This window comes from Wenyingzhuangia sp. IMCC45533 (assembly GCF_054111225.1).
Map to the genome: position 1 here is coordinate 2,559,762 of NZ_CM134197.1, position 15,139 is coordinate 2,574,900.

Annotated in this window: 18 protein-coding genes and 1 tRNA gene; 9 read left to right on the top strand and 10 right to left on the bottom strand. The window is 31.1% G+C overall.

The features are described from left to right. Nucleotides 1–71 precede the first annotated feature (71 nt). Nucleotides 72–1,016 carry a calcium/sodium antiporter gene (locus ACXGQW_RS11405; RefSeq protein WP_457822945.1) on the bottom strand — a complete coding sequence of 315 codons (945 nt, stop codon included), beginning with the start codon at nt 1,014–1,016 and terminating at the stop codon, nt 72–74. A 222-nt stretch (nt 1,017–1,238) separates the two neighbouring features. Here ACXGQW_RS11405 and ACXGQW_RS11410 point away from each other — a divergent pair. Beyond that, nucleotides 1,239–1,312: transfer RNA gene (locus tag ACXGQW_RS11410), tRNA-Arg, on the top strand. A 256-nt stretch (nt 1,313–1,568) separates the two neighbouring features. On the opposite strand, the gene ACXGQW_RS11415 is transcribed toward ACXGQW_RS11410, so the two are convergent. The 6 genes from ACXGQW_RS11415 to ACXGQW_RS11440 all read right to left on the bottom strand — a co-directional run bounded on the left by ACXGQW_RS11415 (nt 1,569) and on the right by ACXGQW_RS11440 (nt 5,384). Beyond that, complete coding sequence (locus ACXGQW_RS11415; RefSeq protein WP_457822946.1) at nt 1,569–1,841, bottom strand: hypothetical protein; 273 nt, start codon at nt 1,839–1,841, stop codon at nt 1,569–1,571. A gap of 1 nt (nt 1,842) precedes the next feature. Next, nucleotides 1,843–2,118 (bottom strand): ATP-dependent Clp protease adaptor ClpS, encoded by a 276-nt coding sequence (locus ACXGQW_RS11420; protein ID WP_457822947.1) that lies wholly within the window; start codon nt 2,116–2,118, stop codon nt 1,843–1,845. 20 nt (nt 2,119–2,138) lie between these two features. After that, nucleotides 2,139–2,966: a 50S ribosomal protein L11 methyltransferase gene (prmA, locus tag ACXGQW_RS11425; protein WP_457822948.1), complete on the bottom strand. Its 828-nt coding sequence runs from the start codon at nt 2,964–2,966 to the stop codon at nt 2,139–2,141. A gap of 79 nt (nt 2,967–3,045) precedes the next feature. Beyond that, complete coding sequence (gene tpiA / locus ACXGQW_RS11430) at nt 3,046–3,804, bottom strand: triose-phosphate isomerase (protein WP_457822949.1); 759 nt, start codon at nt 3,802–3,804, stop codon at nt 3,046–3,048. A 6-nt stretch (nt 3,805–3,810) separates the two neighbouring features. Next, on the bottom strand, nt 3,811–4,308 hold the full coding sequence (locus tag ACXGQW_RS11435; RefSeq protein ID WP_457822950.1) for a TlpA family protein disulfide reductase: 498 nt from the start codon (nt 4,306–4,308) through the stop codon (nt 3,811–3,813). A gap of 5 nt (nt 4,309–4,313) precedes the next feature. Continuing rightward, complete coding sequence (locus ACXGQW_RS11440) at nt 4,314–5,384, bottom strand: ABC transporter permease (protein WP_457822951.1); 1,071 nt, start codon at nt 5,382–5,384, stop codon at nt 4,314–4,316. Nucleotides 5,385–5,555: 171 nt separating this feature from the next. On the opposite strand from ACXGQW_RS11440, the gene ACXGQW_RS11445 reads away from it, so the two are divergent. The 6 genes from ACXGQW_RS11445 to ACXGQW_RS11470 all read left to right on the top strand — a co-directional run bounded on the left by ACXGQW_RS11445 (nt 5,556) and on the right by ACXGQW_RS11470 (nt 11,210). Continuing rightward, complete coding sequence (locus tag ACXGQW_RS11445) at nt 5,556–6,407, top strand: ABC transporter ATP-binding protein (protein WP_457822952.1); 852 nt, start codon at nt 5,556–5,558, stop codon at nt 6,405–6,407. After that, complete coding sequence (locus ACXGQW_RS11450; protein WP_457822953.1) at nt 6,404–7,222, top strand: hypothetical protein; 819 nt, start codon at nt 6,404–6,406, stop codon at nt 7,220–7,222. Before ACXGQW_RS11445 ends, ACXGQW_RS11450 begins: the two co-directional genes overlap by 4 nt. Then, a complete protein-coding gene (locus tag ACXGQW_RS11455; protein ID WP_457822954.1) occupies nt 7,219–7,608 on the top strand; it encodes a GntR family transcriptional regulator in 390 nt (129 codons plus the stop codon). The genes ACXGQW_RS11450 and ACXGQW_RS11455 overlap by 4 nt, the downstream gene beginning before the upstream one ends. Continuing rightward, nucleotides 7,592–8,251: a hypothetical protein gene (locus tag ACXGQW_RS11460; RefSeq protein WP_457822955.1), complete on the top strand. Its 660-nt coding sequence runs from the start codon at nt 7,592–7,594 to the stop codon at nt 8,249–8,251. The genes ACXGQW_RS11455 and ACXGQW_RS11460 overlap by 17 nt, the downstream gene beginning before the upstream one ends. A gap of 185 nt (nt 8,252–8,436) precedes the next feature. Then, nucleotides 8,437–9,813 carry a serine hydrolase domain-containing protein gene (locus ACXGQW_RS11465; RefSeq protein ID WP_457822956.1) on the top strand — a complete coding sequence of 459 codons (1,377 nt, stop codon included), beginning with the start codon at nt 8,437–8,439 and terminating at the stop codon, nt 9,811–9,813. A gap of 77 nt (nt 9,814–9,890) precedes the next feature. Continuing rightward, nucleotides 9,891–11,210, top strand: coding sequence for a TolC family protein (locus tag ACXGQW_RS11470; protein ID WP_457822957.1), 1,320 nt, complete (start codon nt 9,891–9,893; stop codon nt 11,208–11,210). A 144-nt stretch (nt 11,211–11,354) separates the two neighbouring features. Here ACXGQW_RS11470 and ACXGQW_RS11475 read toward each other — a convergent pair whose 3' ends face one another. From ACXGQW_RS11475 to ACXGQW_RS11485, 3 genes are all read right to left on the bottom strand, one after another. Beyond that, a complete protein-coding gene (locus tag ACXGQW_RS11475; RefSeq protein ID WP_457822958.1) occupies nt 11,355–12,230 on the bottom strand; it encodes a YihY/virulence factor BrkB family protein in 876 nt (291 codons plus the stop codon). Nucleotides 12,231–12,297: 67 nt separating this feature from the next. After that, on the bottom strand, nt 12,298–12,492 hold the full coding sequence (locus ACXGQW_RS11480; protein WP_457822959.1) for a hypothetical protein: 195 nt from the start codon (nt 12,490–12,492) through the stop codon (nt 12,298–12,300). Nucleotides 12,493–12,503: 11 nt separating this feature from the next. After that, nucleotides 12,504–12,665: a DUF1328 domain-containing protein gene (locus ACXGQW_RS11485; protein WP_457822960.1), complete on the bottom strand. Its 162-nt coding sequence runs from the start codon at nt 12,663–12,665 to the stop codon at nt 12,504–12,506. 212 nt (nt 12,666–12,877) lie between these two features. Between ACXGQW_RS11485 and ACXGQW_RS11490 the strand changes: the two genes are divergently transcribed. Continuing rightward, a complete protein-coding gene (locus tag ACXGQW_RS11490; RefSeq protein WP_457822961.1) occupies nt 12,878–13,969 on the top strand; it encodes a DUF748 domain-containing protein in 1,092 nt (363 codons plus the stop codon). Between the two features lie 66 nt (nt 13,970–14,035). Then, on the top strand, nt 14,036–15,079 hold the full coding sequence (locus tag ACXGQW_RS11495; protein ID WP_457822962.1) for a helix-turn-helix domain-containing protein: 1,044 nt from the start codon (nt 14,036–14,038) through the stop codon (nt 15,077–15,079). Nucleotides 15,080–15,139: the final 60 nt, after the last annotated feature.

A 15,139-nucleotide genomic window follows, 5' to 3' on the forward strand; every position in this document is an offset into this window, starting at 1 on the left:
CCATAAATCTATTGAATTCACTTTAATTACGACGATGCGAAATTCGATATGAGTTTTGAAATACTAGTATTCTAATTAAATACGGTCATATAAATAAACAAACCGTAGGTTGCTAAGAGGACGAATCCTTCTTTTTTACCAAACTGAAGTTTGGGTGAAATGAAGCACAGCGGAAATATTAAAATAGCGATGGCTAGCATCCAATAAATATCACTACTAATAATGTGAAGATCTTTTACGGGAATAGGAGTGATGATAGAGGTAATTCCTAGTACAGCTAAAATATTAAAGATATTAGAGCCAATTAAGTTCCCCATAGAAATGGCTTTCTCCTTTTTGATAACCGCAATGATAGAGGCAGCTAACTCTGGTATGCTCGTACCAATTGAAACGATGGTAACTCCTATGATACGTTCGCTAATTCCTAATTCTTTGGCAAATCCAACAGCTCCTTTAACTAACAATTCTGATCCTCCCCACAAGCCTACAGCACCAACCACTAAAATTAAGATGGTTTTAGTCATAGAAGTTTGTTCTTCCTCAATCTCCAAAACTTCATTAGAAGCTTGTTTGTTTTTTTGTAAGCGCAAAAGATAGGTAAGAAATAGAATCAATAAACCAAACATAACGGCTCCTTCAAGCCTACTTAATACAAAATCAAAACCTATAAAAACATAAAGAAGTATCGAGGCGATGACCATCATAGGCCAATCGGTAGTGTAAAAAGATTTGCTAACATCTATTTTACCTAGACAAACAGTAACTCCTAAAACCAAAGCGATGTTGGCAATGTTAGAACCAATTACATTACCCAAAGAGAGGTCGGAGAATCCATTTAATGCGGACTTGATACTTACAATAAGTTCTGGGGCTGAGGTAGCAAAAGAAACAACAGTCATACCTATTACAATTCTAGAAATGTTGAGTCTTAGAGATAAATTGATAGATCCTTTAAGCAGCCAATCTCCACCTAAAACAAGAAAGACCAATCCTAAAACAATATATAGTATGTTCATTTTTACGTTTTCTTGCAAATATACTCTTAATCATACTACTGAAAAAAGACATTATATAGATTTTAATCTATCTAATTTTTATAAAGAATTGAAAATGAAGTCTGCAAGCGAAACTTAGAAATTTCTGATTGTGTAACTGTTTTACACGTCAAAATTCTTTCTAAAAAAGTAGAAAAAAGTTTTGTGCAATTGTAGTAATGCTCTATATTTGCATCCGCAATAGGCTCCGTAGCATAACTGAATAGTGCACTTGATTACGGCTCAAGAGGTTGGAGGTTTGAATCCTCCCGGAGTCACTACACAAACCCACAGTATATCTGTGGGTTTTTTGTTTCCTAATGTTTTATTTGAGTTGCTATTTGTACAGAATGTTAATGATTTTATACTGAAATCGGCACAAAATCAGCTCAAGAAAAAATAAAACAATAGTACAAGTGATTTAGTAGTTCCCCCTATCTATATTTTAATTTGATATTAGGAAAGAATCTCTAAAAAGTAGTTGACAACCAACTCACCACCAAAGGTCTGTAATACGTTGTGTAAGCTCTAACTTTAATTATAATCTAAATATTGTTGTATTACTTTTCTATGGCTGTTGTTGTCTAGCTTAAAATCTTTTATAAGCGTATTTAAACCAGTAGGTTTTGTTAGTCCAATGTCATTCTTGTTAGGATAACTTGTAAAGTGAACATAGTAGCTATTACCTTTTTGTTCGATAATGAGGTATAAATCTTCTTTAATCCAAGAATAAGAAATAGTATCAAAAAAATTAGATTGATCTTTGCTAAAAACGGAGAAGTTGTAGTAGTCTAAAAATTGCTCCATGTTATTGTATTTCTGCGGAAAGACCTAGTTCTAATAATTTGGAACATCTAGGTTTTAAATCCTCATAACTACCTGTTTTAACAGCACATTTTCCTTTATAGTGTATTAACATAGTGCATTGTTCTGCTTGTATAGGCTCGTGATCGCAAACGTCAATTAAAGCATCAATCACAAAGTCAAAAGTGTTAACATCGTCGTTGTAAATAATAATTTCATAGTCCTTAATTAATTTTTCAAGGACTTCTATGCTTTCGGAAGTTTTTTCTATCGTACTCATAATCAATGCAAAAATAATAATTATTTATCTAATTGTAAACCCACCCAATTATTTTTAGTGTAAGTTTTTACGGTACTCAATCCCAGTTCTTTGGTGTGTTTTTCTATAACAGGAATGTCTTCTGTGTAGAAACCACTTAACAGCAATTTTCCCTGATTGTTGAGGCAGTTATTATACAGATGTAGATCGTTTATCAATATGTTTCTATTGATGTTGGCTATAATCACATCGTATTTTTGGTTGACAAGTAAAGAAGCATCACCCTCGTAAGGTGTAATACTTTTACAGTTGTTTTTTTCTATATTTTCTTGAGTATTGATAAAACACCATTCATCAATATCAATAGCATCTACAGATTTGGCTCCCTTCATTTCAGCAAAAATGGCTAAGATTCCTGTACCCGTACCCATGTCCAAAACACTTTTATCTTTAAGGTTTAATTCCAAAAGGTGTTTAATCATTAAATGAGTAGTTTCGTGGTGACCGGTTCCAAAACTCATCTTAGGTTCAATTACAATTTCATAATCCAACCCAGTTTTTTCGTGGAATGGAGCAATCACACTTACTTTACCATCTACTTGTATAGGTTCAAAATTGTTCTCCCATTCAGCGTTCCAATTTACCTGTTCTATTTCGGTATAATTGTAAGAGATATCAAACTCTTTAGACTTTAACACAAAAACATCTTCTAGAATACTTTTGTTCCAATCCTTTGTTTGTATATAAGCTTCTAAACCAGTTGCTGTTTCTTCAAAACTCTCAAAACCTAATTCACCTAGTTCAGCAATTAAAATATCCGTGGCAGGTTGTGCGGGTGTAATGGTAAAAGTGTAGCCAGTGTAGTTCATTTGAATGATGGTGTTGGGTAAACAAAAATAGCTAAAAGCATATGCCTTTAGCTATTTTAGTAAATATTTTAAATGATTCTTAGATGGCTTTGATAATCGCAGCAAAATCAGCAGCAGCTAAAGCAGCTCCACCAATTAATCCTCCATCAACATCTTTTTTAGAGAAAATTTCCTCAGCATTGGCTGGTTTACAAGATCCTCCGTATAAGATAGATACGTTTTCAGCAACTTCAGCTCCATATTTATCAGCAACAAAACCACGGATAAATGCGTGCATTTCTTGAGCTTGATCTGCAGAAGCAGTTAATCCCGTTCCAATAGCCCATACTGGCTCATATGCTAATACAATATTAGACCACGCAGCAGCATCTAAATGAAATAAAGCTTCAGAAATTTGTTGCGCAACAACTTTTTCTTGAGAGTTAGATTCTCTTTCTTCTTTAACTTCACCAAAACAGTAAATTACCTCTAAACCATTTGCCAAAGCAGCATCAGTTTTTTTAGCTAATAAAGCTTCGTTTTCACCAAAGTACTCACGTCTTTCTGAGTGACCTAAGATGACAGACTTAATTCCTGCGCTAGTTAACATATCTGCAGAAATTTCTCCAGTGTAAGCTCCGCTAGCTTCTTGGTGCATGTTTTGAGCAGCAACCTCAACAGCAGAACCTTCTGTTACAGCTAATACATTAGTTAAGTTTACAAATGTAGGTGCTACAATAACTCTTGTGTTATCTAAAGTTACACCACTTAATTCGTTTACTAATTCTGTTGCTAATGCTTTTGATTCTGCAACGTTTTTGTTCATTTTCCAGTTACCTGCTACAATTTTACTTCTCATTATTTTCTAATTATTTTGATTTTCTAAAATTTTGATGATATCAGAGTCATTCGCTTTAATGGCTCTGTAAACAACAACTTTTCCTGTAGGGTCTATCATTATATATCTAGGAATCCAGTCTAAGTCAATTTTCTTAGCAAATATACTTTTCCATCCTCCATCTACATAATAATGTTCTCCTTTTATACTAAAACGTTTGATACCATTTTTCCAGGCTCTCTTATTTCGATCTAAAGAGATAAATACGTAATTCACATCGGGGTAATTTTGCTGTATATTTTTTAGTGTTGGTAGTCCCGTAATACAGTCTCCACACCAACTAGCCCAAACATCTATAAGCGTTAACTTTCCTTTATTTTTCTCTATAACGTCATTAAAAGTTAGCGTTACATCATTTAAAGTACTAACAGGTGATGTTAATGCTTTTGCCTTGAATTGAGTATTGTTTGGCGGTTTGCAACTAAGTAATATAGATGACAAAGCGATAAAAAATATTTTTTTCATGATGATTATTTAAGTTCTATACTAGGATCAAGTATGCTATACGATATGTCTACCAAAATATTTAAGATGATAAAAAAAGCTGCAATGGTTAGTATGCTCCCTGATATGATAGGTAAGTCGGAAGAATTTAGCGCATTTACAATTTCTTTTCCCAAGCCATTCCAATTAAAAATATATTCGACAAAAACAGCTCCTGCCAACAAGGATGCAAACCAACCAGATAAAGTTGTAATTACAGGATTCATCGCATTTTTTAAAGCGTGCTTTTTAATGATATGGTAGGTTGATAAGCCTTTAGATTTTGCCGTTCTTATATAATCTTTATTCAACACATCCAATAAAGAATTCCTTGTAAGCTGGACAATAACAGCCAGAGGTCTAATTCCCAGAACTATACTCGGCAAAATGGCATTTTTCCAAACAATTTTGGTTCCTTCTCCAAAATCGTCAACTTCAATAATATTTCCTGTCATTCCCAAACCGGTGTACTGGTGTAACACAAAGCCAAACAACCATGCAAAAATAATGGCAGAGAAAAAAGAAGGTAGACTCATTCCTAACGTGCTAATGACCATGATACATTTGTCTAAAAACGTATTTACTTGTAAAGCAGATATAATTCCCAACAACAGACCTAATACAAGTGCTATTGCAATAGCAAATACAGCAAGCAGTAATGTATTAGGTAGTGTTTCTAAAAGCACCTTGCTAACCTCTTTACCATTTTTTTGAAAAGAATTTCTAAGGTTTGGATATTTAATAACTCCCGTAAAATTAGTCGTTTTTAACCAAGTTAATCTTGACTTGTTCTTTGCTAAAAAATTATAATTGTCGCTATCTGTACTGTGAAAAGAAATAGGGGATAAGTCGTTAATATAGTTGATGTACTGAATATGGATAGGTTGGTTTAAGCCATATTTGATTTTAATATTCTCTAGTTGTTCTTGATCTTCTCTCTGATCTAATAACATCCTCGAGGGGTCTCCCAGTAAATTAAATAAGAAAAACAAAAGTGTGGCTACTCCAAACAAACTCACAAACCCTTTTAATATGTTTTTAATTAAAAATGAAATCAATGTTAGTTGTATTGCGTTAGGTTAACAAATATACTATTGTTTCTAATATAATTTTTTGATATCAAAGCCTTTATTGAATTAAGCTTTTAAAATATTTGATAAATCCTTTGGAATTTAAAAACAAAATAATATATATTTGTAGTGTACTAGATAACTAATACACTAAAAAATATGATACAATTTCAAAATTTTAATTTTTACTATCACCCAAAAAAAGATTTATTGAAAAACATCAATCTAAATTTGGAATCAGGCAAGGTATATGGCTTGTTTGGAAAAAATGGATCTGGGAAAACAACTTTTGTAAAAGCTATGGTTGGTTTGGTTTTCCCTAAAGAGGGACAAGTTCAAATCAACAAATTTGTTCCCAAGGAGCGAACACCAGAGTTTCTAAGTTCTATATATTATCTGCCTGAAGAATTTGAACTACCAAAACTTTCAATCAAACATTTCGTAGCATTATTTTCATCCTATTATCCTAATTTTTTACAAGATGATTTTGAAGATTACTTGTCTCGGTTTGAAGTATCTTTTGACGACGAACCACACAAACTTTCTTTTGGTCAGCAAAAAAAGATGATGATATCTTTTGCGTTGGCTTGCAACACTAAGTTTTTAATACTAGACGAACCTACCAACGGATTAGATGTTCCTTCTAAAAATCAATTTAAAAAAATGATTGCTTCTGCGATAACTGATGAAAAAACTATTTTTATAACCACGCATCAAGCAAAAGATTTAGAAAACATTTTGGATCATTTGCTAGTCTTAGATCATACTGAATTTATACTCAATAGTTCATTTCACGAAATCTCAAGAAAAATAAAATGTACTTTTTCTCCAAATAAACCTACTAAAAAATGCTTAGGTTATAGCGCAAGCGCAGGAGGCTATTTAGTTTTAGAAGAAAATATAGAGGATGCAGATACTTTAGTTCAGCTAGAATTACTTATCAATTCGGTATTAGATTATCCTAATGACTTTAAAGATCTATTTTCAAATCCTAAACTTTCCTTATCATGAATCCAATATTCAATTTTTCCAGATTTAAAACCTTAAACCTTTTTTACATAAAAGAAAAAGGAAGTTCTTACGTAGCCTTTTTAGGATTTACAACCTTAGTTTTATTTTGTATCATTTTTGTATTCATAGAACATAATTCTAAATATTATCAATCTAGATATTTATTATTTCTCATCTTTACCCTTCTTAATACGATGGTATTTCTTAAATCGTTTACCAATACTTTTAAACTAAAGAATAGATGGTCACATTATCTACTGATTCCCGCATCAGTTTTTGAAAAGTTTTTGAGTTTTATTTTTTTTATTTTTCTGAATCTAGTGGCCTGTACTATTATATTTAAATTGGTAGATTTTATTTACGTAACAAATCTATTACCAACTTATGGCATGCAAGAATTTTGGAATCAAGAAGTCCCTTGGAGAAATAGAGTACCAGAACCTTTTAATGTCTTTAGTGCCGAAACAATTTTTACACCAACTATTATTTACATTTCCTTTCTCCTAGAGTCTTTGGTATATATGGATGTTAAAAATAAATGGAAAATTCGTTTGTTTGGCTTTCTTTTTACACTTTTTGTGTTTGTTTTTCCATCGTGTTTAAACTTTTTATTTTTCGGTAGTAACACCAAGCCCAATATGTTCTTTTCTCTTCCTTTTCAAAAAGTTTGGTTAAAAACCTATCAAAGTGAAAATTACTTAACAAGATTATCTAATGACTTAAAGCTAGATACTATACTTATTTATTATCTACTTCCTATTTTATTGATGCTGTTAGTGGCTTTTTATTTTAAACTAAAAGAAAAAGAAGTATGAGTCTAGAGTTTAATAACAACAAGGCAATTTACCTACAAATAGCGGACAGTGTTTGTGATAAGATACTTACTAAAGTGTTTGAAAATAACACTAAAATTTCAAGTATAAGGCAAATAGCTGTAGAGTTAGAAGTAAATCCTAACACGGTACAACGCTCCTACGAGTGGTTGCAGCAACACCAAATTATATATACCAAAAGAGGTTTGGGATATTTCACTCATCAAAACGCGTACGAAAAAGTAATCCAATTAAGAAAGCAGGAATTTATAGAAGAGGTACTACCGCAAGTCTTTAAAAATATGGATTTGCTGAACGTTCATTTGGAGGACTTACAAAAAGGATATCAACAATATTTAAATCAAAAAAAGCATGAAAACGAGTTATAAAATTTTATCAATTTGCTTATTATTTGTAATTGCAGGAATTACAATAGATAAATACTTTATCTATAAAAAATATAAAAACTACAGTATCAACGGTGATAGAGAAGATAAAATGATTAGTGATTTAACTCATTACAAATATCTAGTTTTAGACGGAATGAATGTTGCTAGAGTCGCTGTTAGAACAAAATCAAATATATCAAAAACTCTTTATAAACATTCTGAGCAGAATAATTTTAAGAAGTATATTAAAAATGATACATTGTACATTTCATACAATCAAGAGTTAAGAGAACACAACTTAAAGAAGTATACTGGCCACAGAATACAAATTAATAATAATAAGTTGGAATATGTATCTATTAAAAATGCCGACGCTAAAATTTTTGCTCGTGATAGAAATTTTTTAAAAATAGAGGCTAATTACTCGGCAGATTTAAAAATTAATACAAAAGATGTAGATTCTTTATTTGTATCAGTGGGAAATTACTCAAAAGCAAATGTTAATAGTAAAGAGTTGACGTTACCATTTTTAGATATCAATGCTTTTGGAAATGGAGTAGCTGATTTAAGGGAGTTAAAGGTGGATTTGCTTAAACAAAAAACCTCTGAGCAAGGCCGTATTTTTTCATATCACAAAGATTAAGGTTACTAAAATATTAACTATGAATTTGAGTTTACAAAATTATATATATAGTCTGTTACCAAGAAGAAGGAATTTGTTTAAGTCATCTTTTAAATAAATCAAAATAAGTTTTCAGTTTTGCATAGAAAAAATGTTATTTTTAGGATTCTGAGACTCCACTATCAATAACACCAACTACCACCAAAATGATCAAAAAAATTGGACTACTAATTTTATTGGGAATAAATCTACTACACAGTCAAAAATTAAAGTATCCTGAATTAAATACTTACTTATACGACTTAGAAGATAAGCATAAGCTAATGGGTAATTTTTCTATTTATAAAGACAGAGAAATGGTTTACAATATGCCCATTGGTTTTGCAGATCCTGCCAACAGACAAGAGTTAAATAAAGATACCAAGTTTAGAATCGGTTCAATTTCTAAGACCTTTACGGCCACCTTAATTTTAAAAGCTCAAGAAGAGGGTTTATTGTCTTTGGATGATTATTTATCAAAGTATTATCCAGAGGTTCCGCATTCTAATCAAATTACCTTAAAAAGTTTGCTAAACCATACTTCTGGGTTGGTAGATTTTGCTAAAAAGCCAATAGACAAATCATTATTATATAAAGAGCAAACTAAAAAAAACTTACTTGACATTATTATTGAAAATGGAAAAGAAGTAACTCTAAGTCAAAAGTATCGGTACTGCAATGCAAATTATATTCTGTTATCCTTTATTTTAGAAGAAGTTTATCGAAAGTCTTATAGTGCTATTTTGAAGAATAAAATTACAAGTCCATTAAGTCTTAAAAACACATTTTACGGAAAGGATATAGATTTAGAGAATAACGAAGCTCACTCCTTTAAATATATAGACAATTGGTTAAAGCAGCCTGAGACTCGCCCATCAGTATCTAGAGGTGCAGGTTCTTTGGTATCTAATACCAGTGATTTAACAAATTTTATGATTGCTTTATTTAATGGAGAGTTAATTAGCAAAGAAAGTTTAACGTTGATGAAGCCTGCCAAAAAAGGATATGGCTTAGGGATGTTTAGCATTCCGTTTGGCAATTCTGTGGCTTACGGCCATAACGGTTTAATAGATGGATTCAAATCCAATTTATTAATTCTTCCTGAAGAAAACATAGTATTATGTACTCTGTTTAATTATATCAGCACGTCAGATAATCCGATTATGCTCAATTTATACAGAGCTGCTACAGAAAAACCCATTGTAAAGAGCACAAAAAAAGGATTGCTAGCACGCGTGGAGAACCCAGAACGATATTTGGGAGTTTATGCCAACGAAACATTTCCTCTTAAAATTGCAATCACAACACAAAATAACCAATTGTATGCACAAGCCACAGGGCAAGCAAGGTTTAAACTGGATGCTTACGCTAATGATATGTTTAAGTTTGATGAGGCTAAAATTCAAATGAAGTTTTTACTGAAAGAAGAAACCATTTTATTCCAACAGGGTTCTAGTAGGTTTGAATTTAAAAAAGAGAAGCCTGTGCAAGAATCTTCTACTAAAAGAAAAAAGAAGAAGAAAAAAAAGCGATTGAAAAGATAAATTGATGTCAATAAAACTTTTACATCATTAGTAAAATGACTAATCTTCAGTCTTCCTTTCTTAAAATAAAAAACAGCATGAAAAAGAGAACTTTGTTTTTAGTGATTTTCTTCTTGACGGGGTTTGTGAGCAATGGTACATCTCAAACAAAAAAATGGAGTTTAAAAGATTGTGTTCAGTATGCTTTTTCTAACAACTTGGAAGTAAAAGAGCAAGAGTTAAACGTAGAAGAATCGAAAATTAATACGAGTAATGCCAAAGGTACATTTCTACCTAATTTAAATGGGGGTGTTAGAAATACATGGAATAGTGGATTGAGCGAAAACCCTATTACAGGTAACGTTGTAAATCAAAGGAATAGAATTTCAATTTTTAATTTATCATCTAATATTCCTATTTATAATGGACTAAAGAATTACCACACTTTACAACAATCAAAGTTAAGAGAACTAGCTGCACAATATAAATTAGATAAAATTAAAGATGATATAAGTTTAAATATTGCTAATAGCTATTTACAAGTCCTATTACAAAAAGAAAATATAAACATATTAAAAGAACAGTATAATTTAACTCTAGAGCAATTAAAACGCTCTGAGGAATTGGTAAATGCAGGGAGTTTGCCTAAAGGCGATTTGTTGCAGTTAAAAGCCAATGCTGCGAGTGATGTTCAAAATATAGTTGAGGCAGAGAACAGTTATTCAATAGCAAAACTGGGTTTAAAAAGATTGTTGAATTTAGATTTTAAAGAAAATTTGGTAATTACAACGGAATACATTGATATTTATGAAATAGAGATGTTGAAAAAGTCAGTGGATAGTATTGTGAAACAAGCACTGTTTAACAGAAATGAAATTAAATTGTTTGAGAAAAATGTAGAGATCAGTAACAAGGCTGTTGAAGTGGCTAAAGGAGATTACTTGCCAGCAGTTTCTGGCTTTGTAAATTTGAACACTAGCGAAATTAATACCTCACAAAATAGTTTTACAGATCAATTGGAGAATAACAGGGGTGTTTCTGTTGGTATTGATATTATTATTCCAATCTTTAATGGAAATAGGGTGAAAAATGAAGTTGCAAGAAGTAAAATAAATGTACTCAAAAGCAAAAATCAACTGGCTCAAACTAGACAAAAATTGATTCAAGATATTAGTCAAGTCTACTTAAATGCTCAAGGAAGTTATAAAACCTATCAAGCAAATCAGCAAACCGTTTTGGCTCAAAAACAAGCTTTTGAATATCAACAAATTAAGTTTGATGTGGGAGTTATTAATACTTATGAATTTACGCAAACAAAGGTAGCTTATCAAAATAGTCAGACAGAATTGGCAAGAGCTAAATATGACTTATTGTTTAGCGTGAAATTGTTGGAATTGTATATAGGAGGTTTCAAGTAATAGGTAAATAACGTTTTGTAGCTATTTTTTGATGCTAAAGAATGGAAGGCATTGAGTAGATTAGATTTTCAGAGAATCTAGTACTTACTTAAATGAGTAGATTTATAAATATTTAAAAAAGAGAAAGCAGTAAATTAAATTATACTAGCGATACTTTTTTCTGTTTAAAATTCCCTTACCGTAATTAGAAGCATAAACTTTGGTAAATTCTGCCCCAAAAAATAGAATTAAGCTAGAATAAGAAACCCATAGTAGTATTAAAATTACAGAACCCGCTGCTCCAAAAGTAGATTCTGGATTTGTCTTTCCAAAGTAAATTCCAAGAGCAATTTCACCAATACTAAAAAGTAAACTTGTTACAAAAGCACCTAACCACACATCTTTCCATCTAATAACGGCTTCTGGTAAAATCTTAAAAATAAGAGCAAATAAAACGGTAATTAATATTAGCGGAACCACAAAATTTATAATTTGAAAAACCATTACAACCACATATGGGAAGAATGTGCTAATCCAACTAGTTAACGCATTAATTACAGAAGTAAGTACAAGAGAGGTGAGTAACAAAAAACCAATAATTAAAATTAGCCCAAGTGAAAACAGCCTGTTTTTTACAATTTTAAAAAAGCCTTGCTTTGAATCTTCAGGAATTCCCCAAATTTTATTTAATGCTTTTTGTAATGCTATAAACAATCCCGTTGCACCATATATAAGAGTGGCAACACCCACATAAAGCGCTATTTTAGATTGTTCTAAATCGTATGAATTACTCAGTATATTTCTTACTAAGCTGGCAGTGTCACTACCCATTACGTCAGAAATTTCAGTAATAATTTTTGATTCAACCTCTTGTCTACTGTAAAAAAAACCAATAGAGTGAATAATAATGATAAGTAAAGCAGGAAACGAAAATAAAGCATAATAACTAACCGCAGCACTCATTTGAAAAGGATCATTACCAATCCAATTTTGATAGGTTTCTGTAAGCGTTTTCTGTACTTTCTTTAAATTCGACTTCATCAATTGTAGGGTTAAAATAAAAAAGAGAATAACGATTCAACGAGCTATTCTCTTTTGTGATATAAAATTATTCAGTTTCGATTTTCATCTCAACTTTTCCGTCTTGGTCAACTTTTAAGTAGTTGCCCTTGTCCTCTGTGCTTGGCGAAGCTTTTTCAGTTTCTATAACCTTTACCGTTTCTTTAGTGGTTTTTTCTTTACAGCTAGTTGCTATAAAACCAACAAAAAATATAGCAGCAATCAAATGTAATGTGTTTTTCATAGTTTTCTAATTTATACTGTTTTTCTTCCCATTAATAATGATATCACAAATAATACAATAAATAATATAAATAATATTTTTGCGATACTAGCAGCTCCAGCTGCAACTCCTGTAAATCCTAATACTCCCGCAATTAAAGCAATCACAAGGAAACTAATTGTCCATCTTAACATAATTTTTTGTTTTAGAGTTAATAAATTATAGAACTATTTATAATTCTACACTTTCAATACTTCAAAGTTAACTTGATAGAACGTATCAAATGAACTCAAATGGAATAAGAGTTAACTCTTATCGTTTTTTTGATTTGAGTTCATATTTAAGTGGATTACATACATAGGTATAAGGCATTCTGATTAGATTTAGACTATTCAAATTTATACACATGAAAAAATCGAAAAGTCGTAAGTCTATAATAATAGGGCTATCTATAGTAGTCGTGATACTCATCGGAATCAGAATAGCATTACCTTATATAGTTAAAGATTATTTAAACAAAACATTAAAAAATGACATTCCAGGCCACACAGGTAGTGTAAAGGATATTGAAATAGATCTCTACAGGGGAGCTTATGTAATTAATGACTTAAATTTAAAAATAGTAAAAGCTGATAGCGAAATTCCTTTTTTAGATTTTAAACAAACCGACATTTCTGTTCAATGGAAAGCGCTATTCAAAGGGAGCATAGTAAGTGAAATAGAAATGTATCAACCCAAAATAAACTATGTACTAGAAGATCAAAAAACTCCCAAAAAAGATTCTACTGAAGTGAACGATTGGACGGAAGCCTTAACTAAAATAGTACCTCTAGATATCAACCGACTGAAAATAGATCAGGGGACATTTTCGTTCATGCAGCTAAGTGCTAATCCAGATATTGACCTAAAATTAACAGACTTAAGCGGAGAAGTAACCAATTTGAGAAATGTATATAGCAAGGAAGGAGAATTACCTTCTACAATGAACTTTACAGCCAAAGCAATTGGTGGCGGGAATTTGGCCATTGATGGAAAGTTAGATTTGGTGAAACAGATTCCGGATTTAGATTTGAGTTTATCCTTAGAGGATGTAGATATGACTGCGTTAAATGATTTAACACGTCACTATGCAAAAATTGACTTTGAAAAAGGGAGCTTGAATGTATTTAGCGAAGTAGCTATTGCAAAAGGCTATTTAAAGGGTTACGTAAAACCTTTGTTAAAGGATACGCAACTCATTAATAGTGAAGATTCCTTTTTAGACGTATTATGGGAGTCTGTAGTCTCATTTTTTAAGTTTGCTATCAAAAATCAAAAGAAAGATACCGTAGCAACTAAAATTCCATTAGAAGGTGACCTTAACAGCGTTGGACCCGATATCTGGAAAACTGTAGGAAATATCTTTAAAAATGCGTGGATTCAAGCTTTTAAAAATCAAGTAGATGATTCTGTGGAGTTTGATGAACTGTTGACAACCAACAAATCCAAAATTGATTAGGCTCAATATTTCAAAGATAGTTATACTGTAATTTAGCTGATGTAAAAACAATTAAACAACACAGCTATGACCAATATAAATACAAATGCCAAAAATGCCTCAGAGTATTTAAAACAGTTACAAAATTGTATCGGTGGAGATTTGTTGCAAAATAAAAGAGAACACAAATTATCAGTAAATAATGATTTTGCGAAAGGAGACATAAAGTTTTCGGATTTTAATAGAGGTTTAACCTTGTTGGACTATGATATTGTTTTTTATAATGATGTTAAGCTAACCAACGACACTTCAAATTACAATCCTATTGAATTTACATATTGTGTAAAAGGTAGCTATCAACACTACTTTGCCAAAAGCAAACAAAAAAATACAATAGAACAATACCAAAACTTAATATCTTCAGGTAAAAAAGGAGGTCAAGTAAAAATGGTTTTTAAAAAAGGAAGCCACGTTAAGTTGAATGTGATTCAAATAGAAAGAGAAAAGTTTTTAAACAGTACAGAGTACTCTCTAGAGTCAGTTAATAAAGAACTACATAGCGTTTTTTATGATACAAAGCGAAGTAAAGAGTTTGCGTTTTATGGTACTTACAATTTGAGCTTTGCAGATAAAATAAACACCATTTACAAAATTAATAAAAAAGGAATTTTAGGTGTTATGATGTTAGAAAGTAAAGTATATGATGTTTTATTCAATCATATATTGATACATAACAAGCAAGTAAATGGAAAAGCTGTGGAAACGTCTTTGATTAAAAGAGAAATATGTGCGATTAAAAATTACGCTAATAAAATCAAGAAAAATCCAGATTTTCATTATACGTTAGATTCAATATCTGATGAGTTGGGTATTACACAGGCTAAGTTACAAGAAGGATTTAAGCTGTTATATAACAAAACAGTAACAGAATACATTAGATATAGCAGATTGGAAAAAGCTAAGGATTTAATGGATAATAATGACTGCAACGTATCTCAAGTGGTGTATACCGTAGGTTTTAGTAGTAGAAGCTATTTTTCCAAAATATTTAAAAAGAGATTTAATATTTCTCCAAGTCAATACTTGAAAATCAAACATAAAAAAAGAGTAGTAGAAATAGAGGCTGCATAAGTAGCATTTTATATTTATAGTTTAGTTTAAGTTTAGTTTAAACCCTTGAAAGATAAGTGC

What these genes read in the sequence shown, in the direction of transcription:
- ACXGQW_RS11495 (WP_457822962.1), top strand. Translation starts at nt 14,036, where the DNA reads ATGACCAATATAAATACAAATGCCAAAAATGCCTCAGAGTATTTAAAA.
- ACXGQW_RS11470 (WP_457822957.1), top strand. Translation starts at nt 9,891, where the DNA reads ATGAAAAAGAGAACTTTGTTTTTAGTGATTTTCTTCTTGACGGGGTTT.
- ACXGQW_RS11450 (WP_457822953.1), top strand. Translation starts at nt 6,404, where the DNA reads ATGAATCCAATATTCAATTTTTCCAGATTTAAAACCTTAAACCTTTTT.
- ACXGQW_RS11485 (WP_457822960.1), bottom strand. Translation starts at nt 12,665, where the DNA reads ATGTTAAGATGGACAATTAGTTTCCTTGTGATTGCTTTAATTGCGGGA.
- ACXGQW_RS11455 (WP_457822954.1), top strand. Translation starts at nt 7,219, where the DNA reads ATGAGTCTAGAGTTTAATAACAACAAGGCAATTTACCTACAAATAGCG.
- ACXGQW_RS11465 (WP_457822956.1), top strand. Translation starts at nt 8,437, where the DNA reads ATGATCAAAAAAATTGGACTACTAATTTTATTGGGAATAAATCTACTA.
- ACXGQW_RS11420 (WP_457822947.1), bottom strand. Translation starts at nt 2,118, where the DNA reads ATGAGTACGATAGAAAAAACTTCCGAAAGCATAGAAGTCCTTGAAAAA.
- ACXGQW_RS11480 (WP_457822959.1), bottom strand. Translation starts at nt 12,492, where the DNA reads ATGAAAAACACATTACATTTGATTGCTGCTATATTTTTTGTTGGTTTT.
- ACXGQW_RS11490 (WP_457822961.1), top strand. Translation starts at nt 12,878, where the DNA reads ATGAAAAAATCGAAAAGTCGTAAGTCTATAATAATAGGGCTATCTATA.
- ACXGQW_RS11405 (WP_457822945.1), bottom strand. Translation starts at nt 1,016, where the DNA reads ATGAACATACTATATATTGTTTTAGGATTGGTCTTTCTTGTTTTAGGT.
- ACXGQW_RS11460 (WP_457822955.1), top strand. Translation starts at nt 7,592, where the DNA reads ATGAAAACGAGTTATAAAATTTTATCAATTTGCTTATTATTTGTAATT.
- ACXGQW_RS11435 (WP_457822950.1), bottom strand. Translation starts at nt 4,308, where the DNA reads ATGAAAAAAATATTTTTTATCGCTTTGTCATCTATATTACTTAGTTGC.
- ACXGQW_RS11445 (WP_457822952.1), top strand. Translation starts at nt 5,556, where the DNA reads ATGATACAATTTCAAAATTTTAATTTTTACTATCACCCAAAAAAAGAT.
- prmA (WP_457822948.1), bottom strand. Translation starts at nt 2,966, where the DNA reads ATGAACTACACTGGCTACACTTTTACCATTACACCCGCACAACCTGCC.
- tpiA (WP_457822949.1), bottom strand. Translation starts at nt 3,804, where the DNA reads ATGAGAAGTAAAATTGTAGCAGGTAACTGGAAAATGAACAAAAACGTT.
- ACXGQW_RS11415 (WP_457822946.1), bottom strand. Translation starts at nt 1,841, where the DNA reads ATGGAGCAATTTTTAGACTACTACAACTTCTCCGTTTTTAGCAAAGAT.
- ACXGQW_RS11475 (WP_457822958.1), bottom strand. Translation starts at nt 12,230, where the DNA reads ATGAAGTCGAATTTAAAGAAAGTACAGAAAACGCTTACAGAAACCTAT.